General features: G+C 45.7%; 24 protein-coding genes and 1 tRNA gene. 8 read left to right on the forward strand and 17 right to left on the reverse strand.

Annotation, left to right across the window (positions count from 1 at the left end; all coding sequences use genetic code 11):
- Position 1 precedes the first annotated feature (1 nt).
- The 5 genes from purE to FD977_RS09405 form a co-directional block, all read right to left on the reverse strand.
- Complete coding sequence (gene purE / locus FD977_RS09385) at positions 2-496, reverse strand: 5-(carboxyamino)imidazole ribonucleotide mutase (protein WP_215305258.1); 495 nt, start codon at positions 494-496, stop codon at positions 2-4.
- A gap of 81 nt (positions 497-577) precedes the next feature.
- Positions 578-1474 carry a phosphoribosylaminoimidazolesuccinocarboxamide synthase gene (locus FD977_RS09390; protein ID WP_215305260.1) on the reverse strand — a complete coding sequence of 299 codons (897 nt, stop codon included), beginning with the start codon at positions 1472-1474 and terminating at the stop codon, positions 578-580.
- A gap of 7 nt (positions 1475-1481) precedes the next feature.
- Positions 1482-2546 (reverse strand): class II fructose-bisphosphate aldolase, encoded by a 1065-nt coding sequence (gene fba, locus FD977_RS09395; protein WP_215305261.1) that lies wholly within the window; start codon positions 2544-2546, stop codon positions 1482-1484.
- Between the two features lie 62 nt (positions 2547-2608).
- Positions 2609-4045: a pyruvate kinase gene (pyk, locus tag FD977_RS09400; RefSeq protein ID WP_215305263.1), complete on the reverse strand. Its 1437-nt coding sequence runs from the start codon at positions 4043-4045 to the stop codon at positions 2609-2611.
- Between the two features lie 2 nt (positions 4046-4047).
- Positions 4048-5259: a phosphoglycerate kinase gene (locus tag FD977_RS09405; protein WP_215305265.1), complete on the reverse strand. Its 1212-nt coding sequence runs from the start codon at positions 5257-5259 to the stop codon at positions 4048-4050.
- A gap of 211 nt (positions 5260-5470) precedes the next feature.
- Here FD977_RS09405 and FD977_RS09410 point away from each other — a divergent pair, with 211 nt between their 5' ends.
- Genes FD977_RS09410 through FD977_RS09430 form a run of 5 tightly spaced genes read left to right on the forward strand, consistent with a single transcriptional unit; the run spans position 5471 to position 8795 of the window.
- Positions 5471-6394, forward strand: coding sequence for a branched-chain amino acid transaminase (locus tag FD977_RS09410; RefSeq protein ID WP_215305267.1), 924 nt, complete (start codon positions 5471-5473; stop codon positions 6392-6394).
- A gap of 14 nt (positions 6395-6408) precedes the next feature.
- Positions 6409-6600 (forward strand): zinc-finger domain-containing protein, encoded by a 192-nt coding sequence (locus FD977_RS09415; protein WP_215305269.1) that lies wholly within the window; start codon positions 6409-6411, stop codon positions 6598-6600.
- A 45-nt stretch (positions 6601-6645) separates the two neighbouring features.
- Complete coding sequence (waaF, locus tag FD977_RS09420; RefSeq protein WP_215305270.1) at positions 6646-7683, forward strand: lipopolysaccharide heptosyltransferase II; 1038 nt, start codon at positions 6646-6648, stop codon at positions 7681-7683.
- A gap of 34 nt (positions 7684-7717) precedes the next feature.
- Positions 7718-8152, forward strand: coding sequence for a nuclear transport factor 2 family protein (locus FD977_RS09425; protein WP_215305272.1), 435 nt, complete (start codon positions 7718-7720; stop codon positions 8150-8152).
- Between the two features lie 28 nt (positions 8153-8180).
- Positions 8181-8795, forward strand: a complete 615-nt coding sequence (locus FD977_RS09430) for a DUF2946 family protein (protein ID WP_215305274.1) — start codon at positions 8181-8183, stop codon at positions 8793-8795.
- On the opposite strand, the gene FD977_RS09435 is transcribed toward FD977_RS09430, so the two are convergent.
- A complete protein-coding gene (locus FD977_RS09435) occupies positions 8796-10514 on the reverse strand; it encodes a M48 family metalloprotease (RefSeq protein WP_215305276.1) in 1719 nt (572 codons plus the stop codon). It abuts the gene before it with no gap.
- 23 nt (positions 10515-10537) lie between these two features.
- On the opposite strand from FD977_RS09435, the gene moaC reads away from it, so the two are divergent.
- Complete coding sequence (gene moaC / locus FD977_RS09440; protein ID WP_215305278.1) at positions 10538-11014, forward strand: cyclic pyranopterin monophosphate synthase MoaC; 477 nt, start codon at positions 10538-10540, stop codon at positions 11012-11014.
- Between the two features lie 72 nt (positions 11015-11086).
- Here the strand turns inward: moaC and FD977_RS09445 are convergent, their stop codons facing one another.
- From FD977_RS09445 to FD977_RS09490, 10 genes are all read right to left on the reverse strand, one after another.
- A complete protein-coding gene (locus FD977_RS09445) occupies positions 11087-11584 on the reverse strand; it encodes a pilin (protein WP_215305280.1) in 498 nt (165 codons plus the stop codon).
- Positions 11585-11707: 123 nt separating this feature from the next.
- Positions 11708-12415 carry a TerC family protein gene (locus FD977_RS09450; protein WP_215305282.1) on the reverse strand — a complete coding sequence of 236 codons (708 nt, stop codon included), beginning with the start codon at positions 12413-12415 and terminating at the stop codon, positions 11708-11710.
- Between the two features lie 79 nt (positions 12416-12494).
- Positions 12495-13388, reverse strand: coding sequence for a succinate--CoA ligase subunit alpha (gene sucD, locus FD977_RS09455; protein ID WP_215305284.1), 894 nt, complete (start codon positions 13386-13388; stop codon positions 12495-12497).
- Between the two features lie 14 nt (positions 13389-13402).
- Positions 13403-14572 (reverse strand): ADP-forming succinate--CoA ligase subunit beta, encoded by a 1170-nt coding sequence (gene sucC / locus FD977_RS09460; RefSeq protein ID WP_215305285.1) that lies wholly within the window; start codon positions 14570-14572, stop codon positions 13403-13405.
- Between the two features lie 159 nt (positions 14573-14731).
- Positions 14732-15268, reverse strand: a complete 537-nt coding sequence (recX, locus tag FD977_RS09465) for a recombination regulator RecX (RefSeq protein WP_215305286.1) — start codon at positions 15266-15268, stop codon at positions 14732-14734.
- A 7-nt stretch (positions 15269-15275) separates the two neighbouring features.
- The gene (gene recA, locus FD977_RS09470; RefSeq protein WP_215305287.1) at positions 15276-16364 is read right to left on the reverse strand and encodes a recombinase RecA; all 1089 of its coding nucleotides are present in this window, start codon (positions 16362-16364) and stop codon (positions 15276-15278) included.
- A 117-nt stretch (positions 16365-16481) separates the two neighbouring features.
- A complete protein-coding gene (locus FD977_RS09475) occupies positions 16482-17015 on the reverse strand; it encodes a DUF2878 domain-containing protein (RefSeq protein WP_215305288.1) in 534 nt (177 codons plus the stop codon).
- A gap of 65 nt (positions 17016-17080) precedes the next feature.
- Positions 17081-17157 (reverse strand) — tRNA-Met (locus tag FD977_RS09480).
- Between the two features lie 70 nt (positions 17158-17227).
- Positions 17228-18040, reverse strand: coding sequence for a fumarylacetoacetate hydrolase family protein (locus tag FD977_RS09485; protein ID WP_215305289.1), 813 nt, complete (start codon positions 18038-18040; stop codon positions 17228-17230).
- Between the two features lie 100 nt (positions 18041-18140).
- A complete protein-coding gene (locus FD977_RS09490; RefSeq protein WP_251369478.1) occupies positions 18141-18548 on the reverse strand; it encodes a hypothetical protein in 408 nt (135 codons plus the stop codon).
- A 45-nt stretch (positions 18549-18593) separates the two neighbouring features.
- Between FD977_RS09490 and FD977_RS09495 the strand changes: the two genes are divergently transcribed.
- Positions 18594-19205 carry an MOSC domain-containing protein gene (locus FD977_RS09495; RefSeq protein ID WP_215305291.1) on the forward strand — a complete coding sequence of 204 codons (612 nt, stop codon included), beginning with the start codon at positions 18594-18596 and terminating at the stop codon, positions 19203-19205.
- An 80-nt stretch (positions 19206-19285) separates the two neighbouring features.
- Here FD977_RS09495 and FD977_RS09500 read toward each other — a convergent pair whose 3' ends face one another.
- Positions 19286-20956, reverse strand: coding sequence for an MFS transporter (locus FD977_RS09500; protein ID WP_215305294.1), 1671 nt, complete (start codon positions 20954-20956; stop codon positions 19286-19288).
- A 304-nt stretch (positions 20957-21260) separates the two neighbouring features.
- Here FD977_RS09500 and FD977_RS09505 point away from each other — a divergent pair, with 304 nt between their 5' ends.
- Entirely contained in the window at positions 21261-22346 is a 1086-nt protein-coding gene (locus FD977_RS09505; RefSeq protein WP_215305296.1) for a TRAP transporter substrate-binding protein, read from the forward strand.
- The last annotated feature ends 20 nt before the right edge of the window (positions 22347-22366 follow it).

Consider the following 22366-nt stretch of genomic DNA (forward strand, 5'->3'; position numbering starts at 1 on the left):
ATTAATATCCCGGTAAATTCATGGAGCGTGCAGTATCGGACTGCTTTGCACGAAACTCTTCCAGCTGTTTTGCTAAAGCAGGATCATTGACTGCCAAATTGGCAATGACATGTAAGGCTGCATTTGCAGCCCCAGCCTCACCAATCGCAAACGTTGCTACCGGAACACCTTTAGGCATTTGTACAATGGAATAAAGAGAATCTTCGCCACGCAAGTATTTGCTAGCGACTGGTACGCCATAAATCGGAATAATTGTTTTTGATGCCAGCATGCCCGGCAAATGCGCAGCACCACCAGCACCAGCAATAATCGCCTTGAGACCTTTTTTAGAAGCATTTTCTGCATAGGCAAACATATCATCTGGCATACGATGAGCGGAAACTACCTTAGCCTCGTGAGCAATACCAAATTGCTCTAGCATTTGAGCGGCATGCTGCATGGTGTCCCAATCTGAATTGGATCCCATTACTACTCCGACTACTGGCTTTTTGCTCATTTACCTCTCCAAATGCCCTGATCTACATCGTTAATCTATCTGAGGCCTTATTATCCCAGCCTTTTTAGGGCTTGATAGAAATTAGGTCTTAGTTAAGCGAGCGAGGGCTTCGCGGTACTTTTCCGCTGTTTTATCAATCACTTCTACTGGCAAAGCAGGGGCTGGGGCTGTTTTTGGCCAAGGCTTGCCATCAACCATCGCCGTTTCGAGCCAGTCACGAACAAATTGCTTGTCATAGGATGGGGGATTTGCTCCGACATAGTAGGTTTCTGCAGGCCAAAAACGGGAAGAATCAGCAGTGAGGATTTCATCCATCAATACCAACTGACCAGCGTCATCCAAGCCAAATTCAAACTTGGTATCAGCAATGATGATTCCGCGAGTCGCGGCAAATTCAGAAGCTTCTTTGTACAAACGAATACTGACCTCACGAATTTGATTGGCCAACTTCTCACCAATCATCTCGATGACTTTGTCAAAAGAGATGTTTTCATCATGCTCGCCCATTTCTGCTTTTGCAGCAGGAGTAAAAATAGGCTCTGGTAATTTCTGGGCATTTTCAAGGCCGGCTGGTAATGCAATACCGCAGACCTTGCCAGTTTCTTTGTAGTCCTTCCAACCGCTACCAGCCAAATAACCGCGCACCACTGCTTCGACCAAGATTGGCTTGAGGCGTTTAGCCACTACCGCACGACCTTTGACCTGATCAAGCTCATCTGCAGGCACTACGCTTTCAGGATCAATACCGGTCAAGTGATTCGGAATCACTTTAGCCAACTTCTCAAACCAAAAGTTCGCCATTTGATTGAGCACAATTCCCTTCTCAGGAATGGGCTGCCCCATCACTACGTCAAAGGCAGACAGGCGATCTGTGGTGACTATGAGCAACTTGTCATTACCCAGTGCGTATACATCACGTACCTTTCCCTTAGAAAGTAAAGGGAGTGACTTAATAGAGGTGGCGTACAAAGCGGGCATATTTAACTCACTTCACGATCTGGGCTAATTTGCCACTCTTATACAGCTCAGCCATTTTTTCTAGAGGAATTGGCTTAATTTTAGATGCTTGGCCTGCACAACCAAAAGCATTGAAGCGCGCAATACAAACCTTCTTAGCCGCTTCACGTGCAGGCTTGAGGTAATCACGTGGATCAAACTTGCTTGGATTCTCAAACAGGTAACGACGGATAGCGCCCGTCATCGCCAAACGAATATCGGTATCAATATTGATCTTACGTACACCATTCTTAATGCCCTCTTGAATTTCTTCAACAGGCACGCCGTAAGTTTCTTTCATATCGCCACCAAACTCACGAATCTCAGCGAGCAACTCTTGTGGAACACTAGATGAACCATGCATGACTAAGTGAGTATTAGGAATACGTGTGTGAATTTCTTTAATACGCTCGATTGCCAAAATATCGCCAGTCGGCTTCTTGGTAAATTTATAGGCTCCATGGCTAGTACCGATCGCAATGGCTAAGGCATCACATTGAGTAGCTTTCACAAAGTCAGCCGCTTGCTCAACGTCCGTTAATAACTGCTCACGCGTCATCTTGCCATCTGCGCCATGACCGTCTTCCTTGTCACCTTGCATAGTCTCTAGTGAACCCAAAACACCTAACTCAGCTTCAACGGTAACTCCAATAGAGTGGGAGAACCTCACTACCTCTCGAGATACGTCAACGTTGTATTCGTAGCTGGCAACACTCTTGCCATCAGCCTCTAAAGAGCCATCCATCATCACACTAGTAAAGCCACTCTTAATAGCAGCCATACATACTGCTGGACTTTGTCCGTGATCTTGATGCATCACAACTGGAATATGGGGATAAGCCTCTACTGCGGCTGAGATCAAATGACGCAAGAATGATTCGCCAGCATACTTGCGAGCGCCAGCAGAAGCTTGCATGATGACTGGAGAATCTGCTTCATGCGCAGCTTCCATGATCGCCGTTACTTGCTCTAAATTATTGACGTTAAATGCTGGCAAGCCATAGCTGTTTTCAGCAGCGTGATCCAAGAGTTGTCGTAGAGATACTAAAGCCATGATGGTTTCTTAATTAAAAATGTTAGTGATAAATAGTTTGAATGAAAATCTTAAAAAATAGATTACTTCACCTGAATAATCTTGAGTGAATTCGTGCCACCTGGCTCGCCCATAGGCTCACCGGAGGTTAGGACAACTACGTCGCCCTTCTTCACCGCGCCCATCTTTTTCAAGCAGTCTTCTACTTCCTGCAATGCGGTATCACGGTGCTTGGTGTAATCTAAACCAATGGGAAATACATTGCGGTAAGTGCTTAAGGCGCGCTGAGTAGCGATCTTAGAAGTCAAGGCAAAAATAGGTAAATGAATATTATGACGACTCATCCAAACTGCAGTAGATCCAGAGTCTGTCAAAGCAGCAATCGCATTGGCATTGAGGTGATGCGCCGTAAACAGAGCGCCCAAGGCAATCGTTTGATCAATGCGTGAGAAAGTTTGATCTAAGAAATCCGTATCCAGTTTTACACGATCTGACTTTTCGGCTTCAACACAAATCTCGGCCATTGCCTTGATAGTTTGTACCGGGTAGTTACCAGCAGCAGATTCTGCAGACAGCATCACTGCATCCGTGCCATCTAACACTGCATTAGCTACGTCACTCACCTCAGCGCGGGTAGGCACTGGAGCATTAATCATGGACTCCATCATTTGCGTAGCAGTGATCGTAAATTTATCAGCCTCAAGTGCAAGCTTGATCATGCGCTTTTGCAAAGCAGGAACGGCAGCGTTACCAACCTCAATGGCTAGATCGCCGCGTGCAACCATGATGCCGTCACTCTCCGCGATAATGCTCTTGAGAGCTTCAGTTTCAATAGCTTCAGCGCGTTCCACCTTAGCAATCGTGCGAACCTTACCAACGCCGTGCTTTGCGCTAGCGGCATCTGCCAGCTTTCGGGCATAGGTCATGTCAGCACCATCTTTTGGAAAACTGATCGCGAGAAAATCTACGCCCATCGCAATCGCCGCATCCAAATCGGCAATATCTTTTTCTGTTAACGCTGGTGCAGTCAAACCACCGCCAGCACGGTTAATACCTTTATTATTTGAGAGTGGGCCACCTTGCTCTACCAGGGTAAAGATTTCTCCGCCTTTGACACTCTCGACCCGAAGAACAACCAAGCCATCATTCAATAATAGTCGATCACCCGGCCTAACATCTTGTGGCAACTCTTTGTAATCCAAGCCTACGCGCTCTTGATTACCAAGCTCACAACCTACATCCAGAATAAATTTCGCGCCTTCTTTAAGAAGAATTTTGCTGTCGACAAATTTACCCACACGAATTTTGGGGCCCTGTAGATCGGCCATGATGCCAACCTCTTTGCCCACTTCCGCGGAAATACTACGCACCAAATCATGACGCGCTTTGTGGTCAGCAACCGTACCATGAGAAAAGTTCATTCTCACAACATCTACACCAGCACGAATCATCTCGCGTAATACTTCAGGCTTTTCTGATGCAGGTCCTAATGTGGCAATGATTTTAGTTGCTCTCAACATATTTAATCTTTCGCTCTTTCGGCTAATACTGCAAAGGCTGGCAAGGTTTTACCTTCTAAGAATTCCAAGAAAGCGCCACCGCCAGTAGAGATGTAATCCACTTGATTTTCAATACCGTACTTCGCAATCGCCGCCAAGGTATCACCACCACCAGCAATCGAAAATGCGGGTGAGTGGGCAATCGCTGCTGCCAACATCTTAGTACCACCGCCAAACTGATCAATCTCAAATACACCCAACGGACCATTCCATACAATCGTGCCAGCGTGCGCCAGCATGGTAGATAAACGTGCCGCAGTCTTAGGGCCGATATCCAAAATCATATCGTCATCAGCCACTTGATCAGCAGCGACACGATTTGCACGCGCTAATGGAGAAAGTTCGTTTGCAACAACGACATCTTCAGGTATCGGGACGTGCGCACCGCGCTTTTCCATAATCTCCATGATTTCTCGAGCTTCATTAACCAAATCTGGCTCTGCTAATGACTTACCAATAGGTAAACCTTTAGCCAGCATAAAAGTATTGGCAATGCCACCACCAACAATCAACTCATCCACTTTGTCAGCTAAGGCTTTGAGAATAGTGAGCTTTGAGGACACTTTTGAACCCGCCACAATTGCGATTAGGGGGCGCTTAGGACTTGCCAGCGCACGACTCAAGGCATCTAACTCCGCTGCCATCAAGGGGCCCGCGCAGGCAATCGGCGCATATTTGGCTACACCATTCGTGGTTGCTTCAGCTCGGTGAGCGGTACCAAAAGCATCGTTGACATACACATCACACAAAGCGGCAATCTTTTTAGCCAAGTCATCATTATTCTTTTTCTCACCCACATTCAGGCGGCAGTTTTCCAGCAGCACTAACTCGCCTGGATTGACTTCAAAATTACCTTCAACCCAATTACTGATCAAAGGAACTTTGCGATTCAAGAGTGTGGCAATTCGATCGGCGACTGGAGCCAAACTATCTTCGGGTTTGAATTCGCCTTCAGTGGGACGTCCCAAGTGGGAGGTCACCATCACAGCTGCGCCGGCATCTAAACACATTTGTACTGCTGGCATGGATGCTTTAATCCGAGTGTCTTCCGTAATATTACCCACATCATCCTGAGGAACATTGAGGTCGGCACGAATTAAAACCCGTCTCCCCTTGAGAAGACCTGCTGCAGCTAGTTCACTAAGGCGCTTTACTTTAAAGAGGGTTTCCGGCATGAGAATGGGCAAATGGAGTGGTTTACGGGGAATACTCCATTCTAAATCGTCTGGGCTTTAAACCCCAAAGGAATTGGACTACCCCGCCCCGCTCCCTGCTCTACAATAAAGCCTAAGAAGTATTCCAGGCCTTGGGGCTCCCTAGTGGCTTGGCACCCTGTTTTACCGAATTGAATCACCCAAATTATTAAATATCTAAAAGGTAGAGAAAATGTCGATGTCCGACCGCGATGGCTTTATTTGGTCCGATGGGAAGCTAGTTCCCTGGCGTGAGGCCAATGTTCATGTACTAACCCACAGTCTTCACTACGGAATGGGCGTATTTGAGGGTATTCGTGCCTACAAAACTCCCCAAGGTACCGCCATTTTCCGCCTCCCAGAGCACGTTAAGCGTCTATTCAATGGAACTAAGATTTTCCAGATGAATATGCCCTGGACCCCTGAACAAATCAGTAAGGGCATTATTGAGGTCGTCAATAGCAATAAGCTAGAAGCTTGCTATATCCGACCAATTATCTTTATCGGCTCCCAAAAACTCGGTATCTCTCCCAAGGGCAATAGCATCCACACCGCGATCGCTGCCTGGGAATGGGGTGCTTATTTGGGTGAAGACGGTCTCAATAAGGGTATCCGCGTTAAAACCTCCTCATTTACCCGCCATTTTGTGAACTCCTCACTAGTTCGCGCTAAGGCTTCTGGTTACTACATCAACTCCATTTTGGCCAACCAAGAAGTAACAGCTAATGGCTACGATGAAGCCCTCCTACTTGATACAGAGGGTTATGTATCCGAAGGTTCTGGCGAGAATATCTTTATTGTGAATAACGGCATTATTTACACCCCAGATCTAGCTTCTTGTTTAGACGGCATTACTCGTAACTCCATCATCCAAATCGCCAAAGATCTTGGCTACGAATTGCGTGAGAAGCGGATTACTCGTGATGAGGTGTACTCAGCAGATGAGGCTTTCTTCACTGGTACTGCTGCTGAAGTAACGCCTATTCGTGAACTAGACGACCGCACTATTGGCGACGGTAAGCGTGGTCCGATTACCGAGCAAATACAGAAGACTTACTTTGATGCGGTTTATGGCAGAGGCGATAAATATCAGTCTTGGCTAACTTACGTTAAGTAATTGGAAATCAAAGAATGAGTGAAGCTCAAGTTGTAATGGTTGATGGCAATAAAGATTTGCCTTTACATTGCCCAACCAATAAAACCCCTAGCTGGAATTCACATCCACGTGTATTTCTCGATGTAGCTAAAACGGGTGACGCTAAGTGTCCTTACTGTGGCACTGAGTACAAACTCATTCCTGGTACCGAGCCCCACGGGCACTGAGCCTAACAGCGCCCCAGAGCGGGGTGCTGTGTCGGGATACCTCATATGAATCGTATTCTGATCATCGCACCCAACTGGATTGGTGATGCTGTTATGTCCCAGCCACTGCTGGCCAATCTCAAAGCAATTTACCCGCAGTCACAGATTGATGTTTTAGCAAGCCCTTGGGTTGCACCTATTTATCGTGTCTGCTCAGAAGTTCATCAAGTCATTGAAGCGCGACTAGAACATAAACAGTTGCAATGGGGCTTACGTAAGCAACTGGCAAAGCAACTTGAATTAAATCAATACACCACCTGCTTTGTTCTGCCCAATAGCCTGAAATCTGCCCTCATTCCTTGGCTTGCTAATATTCCTTTACGCATTGGCTATCGCGGAGAGATGCGCTTTGGACTGATTAATCTTGCTCTAGATAATCCGAGTAAAGTCAATCGCCCACCGATGGCAAATCACTACCTTGCACTTGCTAATGTGCTGGAGCACTCGCAAGAGATTGATATCAACAAGCCTGTAGACCCTAAGCTCAATATTTCACCTGCAGCCAAAGAATCAATCGGCGCCAAGTTACAAGCAGCATCGATCAAGGAAAAATCAATCTACGTACTTTGCCCAGGCGCTGAGTACGGCGTAACAAAACGCTGGCCCGCCAATCACTTCGCTACTCTCGCACAGCAATTAATCACTAGCGAGCCAGATGCACATGTGATTCTTCTTGGCGGTAAAGGCGATCAGGCTTTGGGTGAGAGCATTAGGACTCAGACAAAGAATGACTCACAAATACATAACTGGTGTGGCAAGACTTCGCTGGACGAAGCGATTGCACTCATCGGAATGAGTAAGTCATTGGTCAGCAATGACTCGGGCTTAATGCATATTGGTGCCGCATTAAAAGTTCCGCAGGTCGCCATTTTTGGCTCAAGTGATCCACATCACACTCCACCACTGTCCGATAAAGCAAAAGTACTTTGGCTTAATCTAGCTTGCAGCCCATGCCATAAAAGAGAGTGCCCACTAGGTCACCTCAAATGCTTAAAAGATATTTTGCCCGCCACCGTATTAGATGTCATTCAGATGCACCATTAATTTTGTAGCGCTACACATCACCAGAAAGTAAGCCATGTCAAAACTAGCCAGACTTTTTCATAACGCCGATGAAGTGGTGGATGCTTGGCGTGATGCCTTAAAAAATCGCGATGTCAAAGGGGCTTTGGCAATCTGGCTAGACGATGACTCGATTACTTGCGTCCTTCCAGAAGGCCAACGCCTTAGTGGCCATGCAGAAATTCGAGATGGTCTAGAACGCCTCTTGGCCAAGCAAGCTCTTTTTTTAGAGCCGATTGCCTGCATTAGTCACTCTGTTTTAGGGGCTGCGGTCTACGACACCACTGAGGCTGTCCACATCCGACCCGATCAAATTGAAGCGGCATTCTTTCTTAATATCACCTTGGTTCTTCTACAAGATAGTCAAGGCTGGCGGATTGCACATCTTCATGCCAGCCACTCCACCGAGGATACGTTTGATGCACCCTCAACTCCACATGGATTGCATTAACTAGCAATGCCATATTGATTGCCGTCTCATGGATGAGCAAGTTCTTCGCTCGTTAATCAAGTGGCCAAATGTCCCGCACTGCTTTGGCTGGCTAGCGCTTGATCGCCGCGGTCAATGGCGCATGTGTGATGAATTTGCCCAAGCCAATGATCTAGCTGGAAGTGTGATTCAGCATGCAGCCCTCAATGAATTTATCTCAAGAAATTATGCGCACGACTCTTTGGGTAGATATTTTTTCCAAAATGGTCCTCAAAGAGTTTTCATCACACTAGATGCCACGCCATACATTGCCAGAATCATTCCAAGTGAAAGCGGCCTTCAACTACAGACCCAGTGCGGCACAGAGATAAAACCGCAGGGCGCTCTAAGTGATGAAAAAGGCAATATCTATATCACGGGATTATTTCAACAATCACTCTCTGATCAAATCGATGGAGCAGCATTTTCTAAAACAGAATCGCTATCCGTTGCGCTATTACACGACCATGATTTAGATCTATTCTCAGATCAGTCGAAAGTGATGGAGGATGCCTGTAGCTTCAGGGGCTCTTGGCAATGGCAAGGCAATCAACTACCCATTGAACCTATTCATTCTACTGAATTAGCTAATCGCTTTAATTTCGTCAAATTACCAAGCAATTAATTAGCTGGGCATATTTTTGCCCTGCTCCTTCAACTCCTCTTGATACTGTTTTTGCATTTCACGAAGACGCGCATCTATGCTAGAAGCCTGATAGAAATCTGCGCCACCAGAAGATCTCGCAATCTTGAGTTGCTCGATCGCTGATGGCCATGCACCCTCAAGCGCATACTTTTCTCCAAGAGCGTAATGGCGCAGCGGCACATTTTTAGCCTGATCATAAGCATTCGAAAGCATGCTCCACCAAACTACTTCATTGGGCTGTAATCTCGTGCGCGCCTTTAACCAAGTAATAGCGTCATTCGTACGGCCTAGTTTCAGATACGCATTCATCATTGCCGCACCGGCAGCATAGGATTGTGGGAAGGCCTTTAAAGTGACTTGAGCAATTTGCAAAGCCTCATCACCTTTACCTCTAGCTAATGCCAACTCGGAAGCTGTAATGTCTAAGGAGAGGCTTTGGCACAGAATGGGTGATCCTGGCGCGCTAACGCTATTCGCTAAGTTGCGTGCTTGTTGCAAATAGCTTGAGGCTTGATCGAACTTACCCTGCTTTAGCGCAACCAGTGCAAGCCCATAAAGACCTTCCATTTGTTTGCCAGGGGTTGCCTGTTTACTCAAACCTTCAAAGGTATTTTTTAAGTCATACATCTGGCTAGAACTTGCAGATTGCTCCATACGCGCACGCGCTTTGATGAAATAAAATTCCACTGCTGTAGGTACATTTCTATTGGCGATATTACGAGCACGATCTTGCATATCCGCAATACGATCCGTTGTTAATGGATGGGTGCGTACATAAGATGGCACCCCATTATCCATAATGCCCGTCGCCTTTTGTAGGCGCTGAAAAAAACCTGGAGCACCATTAACGTCATAGCCACTCTCCGCCAGAATCTGAAAGCCGATACGATCAGCTTCGCGCTCAGCATCTCTTGAGTAAGAGAGTTGGTTATTGATGGCTACTGCTTGACCACCTTGCATGAGCCCAGAAGCAGCGCCCGGATTGCGTGATGCAGCTAAGGCACCTAACAATATGCCAGCAAGGGCAATCATCGTATTGGTAGTCTGCCTACCCATCTGGCGAGCCAAATGACGTTGCAAAACGTGACCGGTCTCATGACCCATAACAGAAGCTACTTCTGAATCTGTTTCAGCACTAACCAGCAATCCTGTATGAAAACCAATAAATCCCCCAGGCAATGCAAATGCATTAATACTGCTGTCTTTAACAGCGAATACCTCAAAGCTATAGGCACCACTACCCTGCTCATTAGCACCGCCCAATTGCAGACGTTTTGCTGCCTGCAATAAGCGTCGCTCCATTTGATTTAAATAATCATAAATCGGCAAATCATTTGAATAATCCGCATCCGGACGAATCTGGCGCATGATCATTTCGCCATACTTTTTCTCATCCATGCGACTCAAGCTATCGCCACCAGGATCCCCCATATCGGGGAGTACAAAACTGGGTTGGCTTAGAGGTGCATTGCGTAATGGCAGGTTTGCGGAGCGGGCATCAGGCGACTGGACCGCTCTACCCAAGTTTTGTAAGGCGGCTGACTCTCCTTGCACCGATACATCCCCCGTGATAGAGGAAGGTACAGGTCCAGCCGCATAGACGAAACCAGCACTTGGCCAAGCAGAGCTCAGAATGAGATGAGCAGCCAAAATTCGCTTAAAAAACGATATACCCCTTGGTGTCTTTATGACTTGCATCCCTCTATGGTAAAACTTATCCCATGAACAAACTAACTCATTTTGATGCAAGCGGCCAAGCCCATATGGTCAACGTTGGTGATAAGCCCAATACCCACCGAATTGCCCTTGCTACAGGCAAAATTACTATGCTCCCAGAGACCTTTGGAATGATCGAGGCTGGTACCCATAAAAAAGGGGATGTTCTAGGTATCGCGCGCATTGCCGGCATTCAGGCATCTAAAAAGACTTCTGACTTGATCCCTCTTTGTCACCCCCTGGCACTAACGCACGTGAGCCTAGAATTTTCCCTAAATAAAGATACCAGCAGCATTACCTGCCAAGTGAGAGCCGAGACAACTGGTCCTACTGGCGTAGAAATGGAAGCCCTCACTGCAGTCCAAGTCGCCCTCCTCACAATCTACGATATGGCAAAAGCTGTTGATAGAGGCATGGTGATGGGTGATGTCCACCTGCTAGAGAAGAGTGGCGGTAAGTCTGGGGAGTGGAAGGCTTCATAGAAAAGCTTCACCATACAAATATTTAAGCCACCCTAGGGTGGCTTAATTTCTTATGAAGTACTGATCATTGCCTTACTTTGTGATGCGGCACTCTGAAGGCAATAGTTGAGGCAGCAGATTCGTTTCAGAAGAGCGGCAAGACCATCCACCAGCCCAAGTCGATCCTTCTGGCTTAGATAAATCGATTGCCTTTGGAATATTGGCATCTGGATTATTTGTTGGAATAAGATGTAATGTGTTTTTATTATCTGCAGCAACATTGTTTTGAAAGTCGATGGCAATAGCACCAGATGGTGTGATTTCAATCAACTTCACGCTACGCGTTGGTACAAAGGTAAATGAACCGCTAGTTGCCTCATCCATCTGCACCGTACCTCTACTGGCAAAAGCCTCTGTCACAGCAAGCTTGGCGCTAGAAGAAAGATTCATCCCCTCTACGATGCGACTACGGGCAATGTAATCTTGGTACTGAGGAACTGCAACGGCAACCAAAATACCAATGATGGCTACGACAACCATCACCTCAATTAAAGTAAAACCTGATTCTTGTTGTTGATCTTGCATAGGCATGGTGATTAGCTCCTGAGGGTTTAATCCCCCATCATCCAGTCTATACCCATCATACTCAAGATGTCCAAATGTAAGAAAAGCCGGCTTTGCAGGCCGGCTTTTCTGATTAATGCGAAAGAAAAATTAATGCGCTTCTTTAGCCGCGTTCTTTTTCTTAAAGTAGGTGCCAGCAAGAATAACGATCACTACTCCGATGACCTCAAAAGCCAACTTAGCATCACCCAGTGCCTCCTGAATGCTGTCTTTAATTGCTGGATCATCCACCAACATACCGCCAGCTAACAAGCCTAACAGGCCTGCACCCAAAGTGATGATGATCGGGAAACGCTCCATTACCTTCAGCAACATGGCACTACCAAATATGATCAACGGAATAGACATGCCTAAACCAATAATCAACAGCAGGAGTTGAGTCTCTTGTGGGCCTTTTTGAGCTGCTGCTGCAACCGCTAAAACGTTATCTAAACTCATAACTAAGTCGGCAATCAAAATGGTACGAATTGCCGCCCAAATACTAGTCTTGCCTTCCATATGCTCTTCACCATCGCTATCAGCCAATAACTGAATGCCAATATAGACAAGCAAGATTGCACCAACGATTTTTAGATACGGCAAGCTTAATAATGCAACTGCAGTAATCGTCAGTACGACGCGCAAGATGATGGCTGCAGCACTGCCCCAGAAAATAGCTTTCTTTTGCTGAGCTGGTGGCAAGTTGCGGGATGCCAGTGCGATCACTACTGCGTTATCACCTGATAGCAAAATATTCGCCACAATGATTGAGAGCAAGGCTGCCCAAAATGTTGCATCTGAAAATGCTGAAAAATCCATAATGTCTCCGTACTTTTATATTTTAGTTTTAACTACTGCGCTACAAAATTCATGCCGACGAATCGGCATGAACCTTCTTTTACAACATGGCTTTGAGTAATGCAGCCATTTCTGATGGATTTCTAGTTACCTTAAAGCCACATTCTTCCATTACGGCAAGCTTTGCATCCGCCGTATCGGCACCGCCAGAAATCAATGCACCTGCATGGCCCATACGTTTTCCAGGAGGCGCTGTTACACCAGCGATAAAGCCAACAATCGGTTTCTTCATATTGGCCTTGCACCAGCGCGCTGCCTCAGCTTCATCTGGACCACCGATTTCGCCGATCATGATAACCGCATCCGTATCTGGGTCTTCGTTAAACATGCGCATCACATCAATATGCTTTAAGCCATTGATTGGATCGCCACCAATACCCACCGCTGTAGATTGGCCCAGACCAATCGCTGTCAATTGACCAACCGCTTCATAGGTCAAAGTACCTGAGCGGCTCACTACACCGATACGACCCTTCTTATGAATATGGCCAGGCATGATGCCGATTTTGATTTCATCTGGAGTAATAATTCCAGGGCAATTTGGGCCAAGCAATAAAGTCTTCTTACCACCGGCAGCTTCTTTTGCATGCATCTTATTGCGTACTTCCAACATATCCTTAACTGGAATGCCTTCAGTGATACAAATAACAAAATCGAGGTCAGCTTCAACAGCCTCCCAAATGGCAGCAGCAGCTCCAGGAGGCGGAACATAAATAACTGATGTGGTTGCACCAGTTTGCTGAGCGGCTTCTTTTACAGTTCCATAAATTGGAATATTGAAAATGGATTCGCCTGCTTTTTTAGGATTAACGCCAGCAACAAAACAATTTTTACCGTTTGCGTATTCCTGGCACTTTTCTGTATGGAATTGGCCAGTCTTACCAGTAATACCTTGAGTAATTACTTTAGTATTTTTATTTACCAAAATAGACATATTGATTTCCTTGATTATTTATTTTTCGCAACAGCAGCAACTACCTTAGTAGCAGCTTCTGCCATTGAGTCGGCGCTAATGATTGGTAAACCAGAGTCTGCAAGAATCTTCTTGCCCAGCTCCTCATTGGTACCCTTCATGCGGACAACTAAAGGTACGGTCAAGTTCACTGCCTTACAGGCAGTAACTACACCGTCAGCAATCACGTCGCAACGCATAATGCCACCGAAAATATTCACCAGGATTGCTTCAACGCTCTTGTTCTTGAGCATGATCTTGAACGCTTCTGTTACTTTCTCTGCGGTTGCACCGCCACCAACGTCCAAGAAGTTAGCTGGCTCGCCACCAAACAACTTAATGGTGTCCATCGTAGCCATTGCTAAGCCCGCGCCATTCACTAAACAACCAATATTGCCGTCAAGTGAAATGTAGGCTAAGTCAAACTTAGAAGCCTCGATCTCAGCCGCATCTTCTTCATCGATATCGCGATAAGCCACGATTTCTGGATGACGAAACAAAGCATTGGGATCAAAATTGAATTTGGCATCAAGCGCCTTGATCTTTCCGTTGCCTTCAAGAATCAATGGATTAATCTCGACTAATGAAGCATCAGTTTCCCAATAGGTTTTGTACAGGTTTTTAAATACGTCGCTTGCCATTGGAATGGAAGCATCGGGAACGCCAATGCCTTTCGCAATAATCTGGCAATCAGCATTCGTTAAACCAATCAATGGATCAACAAACACTTTAATAATTTTTTCAGGATGAGATTCTGCAACCTCTTCAATATCCATGCCGCCTTCGCTGGACGCCATGACCACATTCTTCTGTGTCCCACGATCGGTAACGATACTGAAGTAGTACTCTTTTTTGATATCAGCGCCGTCTTCAATTAAAAGACGATTTACTTTTTGACCTTCTGGGCCTGTTTGATGGGTTTTTAACTGCATACCCAAAATTTCAGAAGCGTATTTCTTCACTTCGTCCATGCTGCGAGCTAATTTCACGCCGCCGCCTTTACCGCGACCACCCGCATGAATTTGTGCTTTAACAACCCATACTGGACCGCCAAGCTTTTCGGCAGCCTTAATTGCCTCATCAACACTAAATGCAGGGATGCCGTTTGGAACAGGCACATTAAATTGGCGTAGTAATTCTTTGCCTTGGTACTCGTGAATTTTCATTATTACTCCCGAAACGGTATCTTTTTTAGCAAGCGATGAGGATTAGTAAAACCGAATTAACCTGGTTTACCTTTTTGAGTAAACGGTAGCGGTTTAGCCGACTTCGTAAGTCTATCATGCTGCAATGCGGCAACATGACCTATCTACTCCGTGATTGCCCTAGCTCGAGCGCCCTGCTATTACCTTAGACACCACATCCGAACTAAAGCCCTTAGAGGCCAGGTAGCGATATTGACGAGCCCGCTCCTTTTGCTCTATTGCTACAGCTCCAAATTTACGTAACCATAATTCATTAGCACGCTGGTATTCGGTCTCTTTGAGCTTTCTGAGAAGATTTATCGTCTTTGCACTATCCACACCAGCCTGGGTGAGCTCATCCTGTATTTTTCTAGTTCCAAACCGCTCGCTACGACGCCTAATAAGGGCCTCTGCAAAGCGCTCATCGGACAGCCAACCGCGAGCCTCAAAATCATCTAAAACAGCCTCTATCTGAACATTCAAGGGGGTGGTTTGTGCAATCTCCTCAGAATCTTCCTCGGCAGACTTGAGCTTGAGCATCCTGGCTGCTGACTCTTCAAGCTTTGCTGCCAGCCCTTTACGACTGTACTCGCGCATGGATAAAAGGCGCAAAGCCCGAGCTTTGAGACTCGGGCTTTGTTTCTTGCTTTTTTTAACAGTGCTACCTAATTCTGACATCGAAGAATTACGCCTCCTCTTCTTCGCTCAAAACGTCACTGACTATTGCTGTCCCAGTCTTTACGCCCAATTTCGCACGAATCTTGGCTTCAATGTCTTGAGCAATGGCTGGATTCTCTTTCAAGAACTCACGCACATTGTCTTTTCCTTGGCCAATACGATCACCGTTATAGGCATACCAAGAGCCTGACTTTTCAACGATATCAGCCTCAACACCCATATCGATAATTTCACCCTCTCGAGAAATTCCAGCGCCGTACATGATGTCAAAGATTGCTTCACGGAATGGTGGAGATACTTTGTTCTTAACTACCTTGACGCGAGTCTCATTACCAACAACTTCATCGCCTTTCTTGATACTGCCGATACGACGAATATCTAAACGCATAGAGGCATAGAACTTTAGTGCGTTACCACCAGTTGTAGTTTCAGGCGAACCAAACATCACGCCAATTTTCATACGGATCTGGTTAATAAAGATAACGGTTGTATTAGTACGCTTGATCGCGCCAGTCAACTTACGCAAGGCTTGGCTCATCAGACGGGCTTGGAGGCCTGGTAATGAATCGCCCATATCGCCCTCAATCTCAGCCCTTGGAACCAGTGCTGCTACGGAGTCAATGACAATTAAATCGATAGAGCCTGAGCGCACTAAAGCATCTGCAATTTCCAATGCTTGCTCGCCAGTATCCGGTTGGGAGATCAACAGATTATTAACATCTACACCTAAGCGTGAAGCGTACTGAACATCTAAGGCATGCTCCGCATCGATGAAGGCACAAGTTCCACCAATCTTTTGCATCTCTGCAATCGCATGCAATGTCAAAGTGGTCTTACCTGAAGATTCTGGACCGTAAATCTCAATGACGCGCCCACGGGCTAAACCACCGACTCCAAGTGCAATATCTAAACCTAATGAGCCGCTGGAAACTACCTGAATATCTTGATGAATCTCTGCATCGCCCAATCTCATGATCGAGCCCTTACCAAATTGCTTCTCAATTTGCGCTAAGGCTGCAGTTAATGCTTTTTGCTTGTCTCCGCTCATACCGTCAAATTCGGATGAGGCTGATTTTCTCTTATCGTCGAAGGCCATTTTTGATCCCTTTTCACTATTTGTTAGGCTGTTTTTTGAGTTTTTTGTGGTTTTTGTTAACATAGAACTTACTGTATATAAAAACAGTACTATTTGCAAGTAGCTTTTAAAAAGAATTTACTGATTCTGTCGTAGATTTGCACTTACATGACGGCTATGCCAATGGAAAAATAGTGGCATAGCAACACCCCATACGATTGCTAAGAGGATGAGGCCACCTAACTGTCCATTGGGGCCCCATGAACCTGCACCCATGCGAATACCTGCCTCATAAGACACTGGACCAGCTATTGCCCCTAAGACCGCTCCCAACCATGGCCTGCCACGCAACCAAGATAAAGATCCGTTAACAGTGCTGGCTACCAATGCCCATAGGGTCCACATCCAAAATGGGGATAAGTAGGCGCTCGGCCATGCGTCTTTAAAGTACAAAAAGCCTAGATTAGCTATAAGTGTGTCAGCACTCACTCCAAATATAAGAGCTTTAAATATGAGCTTTAGCTCTAGATTTGGGTGCTCTGAGCGCCAAATATGAATCGCAAGGTACAAGAGGGTACCGATGACGGGCCATAAAACCTGCTCATTGGCTGCGCCAATAATGCAAGCAAACCAACCAGCTTGGAAAAACACGAAATTCCAAAATTTAGCCATCGATCAAACCTCAGCGACATTAACTAAGAAAAAGGCCACTGCCGGTGGGCAATGGCCTCTTGATATGGTGGCGATTCAGGGATTCGAACCCCGGACCTGTGGATTATGATTCCATCGCTCTAACCAACTGAGCTAAATCGCCGAAGGTCAGATTTTAGCTTATTTGATGCAAATGCTCAATGTGTCCACTTTGACCCTAAAGACCAAGGCTACTAAACGATCTTAATGCTTAAATCCGGCAAATTATCGATAGAGCATCGAATGACATCGCCACGAATCACTGGCCCCACATTCTCAGGGGTGCCAGAATAAATAATGTCGCCAGGAAACAATTCATTTGCCTCGGATAACTTGGCAATTTGCTCTGCTACCGACCAAATCATTTGATCTAAATTGGCCTTCTGTTTCACAACACCGTTGACAGAAAGTGAAATAGTGCCTTTAGTAAAGTGGCCAGTCTGACTCACTCGAAAGATCGGTCCAATAGGAGCTGAATAGTCAAAAGATTTACCGATTTCCCAAGGCTTTTTCTGGTCACCCATAAATCGCTGTAAATCACGGCGCGTCATGTCTAAACCCAAAGCGTACCCAAACACATGCTCCTGCGCCTTCTCTACGGAAATATTCTTGCCACCTTTATTGAGGGCTGCAACTAACTCAACCTCATAGTGATAGTTTTTAGTAAGTGATGGATAAGGATGATCTACCAACTTATTTGGCGCTACAAACTGAATAGCATCTGTTGGCTTCTGGAAAAAGAATGGTGGCTCCCGAGTAGGGTCAGATCCCATCTCACGTGCATGGGCTGCGTAGTTTCTACCAATACAGTAGACACGACGTACGGGAAATTCAGCATCACTACCTGCGATCGGTATCAGCGTTTGCGCAACTACAAAAGGAGTCTGGATTGAGTCGCCTGACTTGTGGGCCCGAACACCCGAAACTATCCCCACTGAAGAGAGTGATGCAACACCGAACTTAATCGCATTACGTCGACTAAGAAGATCATTTTCTTGATTTGACATGCCCAACCCCTTTAAAAAGATAAGCCATCGTAATCCCATTCCGAAATATATACATCAGGAAAACCCCCAGAAAAATCACTGCTAACAAGGAGGCCTGGTCTTATTTAACCTGAAACGCGCTCACCGTCTCATCCCGGTTATAGCGGACAAACACTTCAATTTTCTGAGCTAAAAAGAGTTTCTTCAAGACCTCATCTTTGTTTTCAAAAGTAATCGCCGTTTGCTCTGGAAAGCGCGAAAAAGGATCGCTCATCACCTCAATGGATTGCCCATCTACTTTAATCATCCGAATAGTGCGCTTATATAGGCGATCAGGCTGAATAAAAATCAGGCGTTTAAGATACTTATCTAAAACCAGCTTTTGCCCCTGATCATTTTTCTTATAGTAGTAGACCAACTCTTCTTTGCCATTAGTGGTGACATCCCGCTCCTCATTCCACTTAGCTAATGCTATTTGGCTTGTCAGCGCCCAAAGAATTGCTAATATTAATAATCTATACAGAGGCATCATTTACTTTCTAAGTTCATTTCATCTTATCAGCCAAATTTACTTATGCGACTTCTCTCCATATCCTCCGGCAAAGTGATGCCACTCTTTGGGTCTCATCACCCAAATTACTCTACTGTAGCCTCGGCTATTGAAAAGAAATCTGTCAGCAATCTCGCCTCACCTACCTCCATAGAAATCACTCGCCTTGGTGTTGCGGGCGATGAACAAGCCGATCTATCAGTGCATGGTGGTCTTGAAAAAGCGATTTACGTCTATCCAATCGAGCATTATGCTTTTTGGAACGAGCTACTTTCCCGCGAAACCAAAAAATCATCCAATCTTCCCTTAGGTGCTTTGGGTGAAAACTTCACGATTGAAGGCTTATTAGAAACTGAGATATTTGTTGGGGATCAGATGCAAATTGGCGCCCTTCAATTCACCGTAGTCAAGCTACGCGAACCCTGCTTTAAGTTCAACGCCAAAATGAAATACAAGGGTGCTGCCAAGGCCATGTTGCAATCGGGTTTTAGTGGATGGTATCTACGCGTAAATCAAACTGGTGCGCTCGCAGCAGGCGCTGCAATTTCAGTAGTGCCGGGTCAAAGACTGGCATCCATTGCAGATCAGAATCAAGCCCTCTTTAATCGGAGCAATCAAAAAGATCTTTGGGATTAATTGTTCTGATCGAATTTTGATAATAAAAAAACCCGACCACAGAATGGTCGGGTTTTGTTTTTGAAACAGGCTAATGAAGCTTAGTCTTTAGCGTAGATATCTACGTCTTTAGTTTCTTTAATAAACAGTGTACCGATTACCAATGTCACCGCAGCGATGATGATTGGATACCAGAGGCCGTAGTAAATATTACCGTTTTGCGCTACCAAGGCAAAGGAGATCGTTGGCAACAAGCCACCGAACCAACCGTTACCAATATGGTATGGCAAGGACATCGAGGTGTAACGAATACGGGTTGGGAACATCTCAACCAACATCGCTGCAATTGGGCCATAAACCATGGTTACCAAGATCACCAAAATCACCAAGATACCCAAAACAGCAGGGAGATTAATAGCGGCAGGGTCAGCCTTTGCAGGATAACCAGCAGCATTCAATGCCTCACGAATTGCCTTCTTGAACTCTGCATCTTTTGCTTTCGCATCAGCTGGGGCCATACCCTTAGCGGAGTAGCCTTCGATCTCTGTGTCGCCAATCTTCACAACAGCGGTACCACCGGCTGGGCCAGCAATCGTTGTGTAACTTGCAGAGTTAGAAGCCATCACCTGCTTTGCAATGTCGCAAGAGCTAGTGAACTTCGCAGTACCTGTTGGGTTGAACTGGAAAGTACATTCGTTCAAATCAGCAGTAATACTTGCTGGTGCAGTTGCCATTGCTTTTTCCAATGCTGGATTAGCAAAGTGGGTTAAGCCATTAAACAAGGAGACTGGTGTGTTCGGGATGTACAGAATGATGGCCAATAATAAGCCGCCCATGATGATGACCTTACGACCAATCTTGTCTGACAAGCTACCGAATACTACGAAGAATGGTGTACCGATTACCAATGAAGCAGCAATCAATAAGTTTGCAGTCTTAGGATCTACCTTCAACACTTGAGTGAGGTAAAACAAAGCATAGAACTGACCTGTGTACCAAACCACCGCTTGACCTGCAACTAGACCAAACAATGCCAAGATCACAATCTTCAAGTTCTTCCATTGACCGAATGACTCTGTCAAAGGCGCTTTAGACAACTTGCCTTCATCTTTCATCTTCTTGAAAGCTGGTGATTCGTTCATCGACAGACGAATGTAAACAGAAACAGCCAACAATGCGATAGAAGCGATGAAAGGAATACGCCAACCCCAGACATCAAAGTCTGCGCCAGTAAATTCACGTGTGAACAAAATCACCAACAAGGACAGGAATAAGCCAAGAGTAGCTGTTGTTTGGATCCAAGATGTGTATGCGCCACGTTTACCGTGAGGAGCATGCTCCGCTACATAAGTGGCAGCACCGCCGTACTCACCACCCAAAGCCAAACCTTGCAGCATGCGCAATGCGATCAAGATCACAGGAGCAGCAACGCCGATAGATGCGTAGTTAGGCAAAATACCCACGATAAAGGTTGCACCACCCATCAATAGAATCGTTACTAAGAAGGTGTACTTACGACCAATCAAATCGCCTAAACGACCGAATACCAGCGCGCCGAATGGGCGAACGATAAAGCCGGCAGCAAACGCAAGCAATGCAAAAATGAAGGCAGAGCCAGCATCTAAGCCCGAGAAGAATTGCTTGGCAATAACAGCAGCCAATGAACCGTAAAGATAAAAGTCGTACCACTCAAAAACCGTACCTAAAGAGGAAGCAAAAATAACTTTGCGCTCTTCAGCGGTCATTGGGGCTGCTTTAGTTGATGTTGACATCAGTAGCTCCTAACTATTTTTATTAAATAAAAAACAACTAGACGATTATGCTTTGAAAAAAATCAAAGAAATCCACTACTTAGGGTAATTCCCCATCAAATTGGATCGGGGTTTTCCCCATAAATGTGGATTTGTTGCAACGCATTCGATGCATTCTCTAAGCAGGCGTTTGCACCAAGATATTGCAAGCCGCCCAATTTAGGTGCAAATGTAAATTAGCGCCTAAGGGTATCCCGATTAAATGGCATGAGCGGTCAGTATCTGGCAGCGCACTAAAAAGATAACTAATTAAGGAGCAATATAAATGAAAAGACGTGACTTTTTAAGCAAAACCGCATTAGGCGCAGCTGCCGGTGTATTGGCGGCTCCGGCCATCGCTCAATCCATGCCTGAAGTGAAGTGGCGCTGTGCCTCTAGCTTTCCAAAAAGCTTGGATACGATTTACGGTGGTGGCGAATATATTTCCAAGCGCGTTGCCGCACTAACTGATGGTAAGTTTCAAATCCGTATTTTTGGTGCTGGTGAGATTGTTCCTGCATTTGGTACGGTAGATGCCGTTCAGCAAGGTACGGTTGAGTGCACCCATACAGCTGGTTATTACTTCGTTGGTAAAAATAAAACCTTTGCTTTCGATACTACCGTGCCTTTCGGTATGAACCAACGTCAGCAAAATGCCTGGATGTATTGGGGTGGGGGCTTAAAGCTCCAACGTGAATTCTTGCGTGATTACAACATCGTCTCTTTCCCAGCAGGAAATACCGGTACGCAAATGGGCGGCTGGTTTAAGAAGCCCGTCAAAACAGTCGCTGACCTTAAAGGTCTAAAAATGCGTATTGCAGGCTTAGGTGGTGAAGTGATGTCACGTCTAGGTGCGATCCCCCAGCAAATCGCTGGCGGTGATATTTACCCTGCTTTAGAAAAAGGTGTTATTGATGCGGCTGAGTGGGTTGGTCCATATGACGATGAGAAATTAGGTTTTTACAAAATTGCACCTTACTACTACTACCCAGGATGGTGGGAAGCTTGCTCGATGTATTCCATGTACGTCAACATCAAGGAATGGGAAAAGTTGCCTAAGCAATATCAAGAGGCATTCGCCTCGGCATGCGCAGAATGCAATATCGACATGATGGCGGAGTATGACTACAAAAATCCAATCGCCTTGCAAAGCTTAATTAAGAATGGTGTGAAACTTCAATCCTATTCAACAGAAATCATGAAAGCAGCTTCGAATACTGCCTTTGAGATGTATGAAGAAGAGGCTGCTAAGAATCCGTCCTTCAAGAAAATTTATGAGCCATGGAAGAAATTCCGTAACGACCAAATGCTTTGGAATAAGGTCGCAGAGCAGACACTCATGAGCTTTATGCTAAGCAACCCAGTCAAATAAGAACCTACCGATAAGTTGAT

This window comes from Polynucleobacter sp. AP-Elch-400A-B2 (genome assembly GCF_018688355.1).
Classification (GTDB): Bacteria; Pseudomonadota; Gammaproteobacteria; order Burkholderiales; family Burkholderiaceae; genus Polynucleobacter.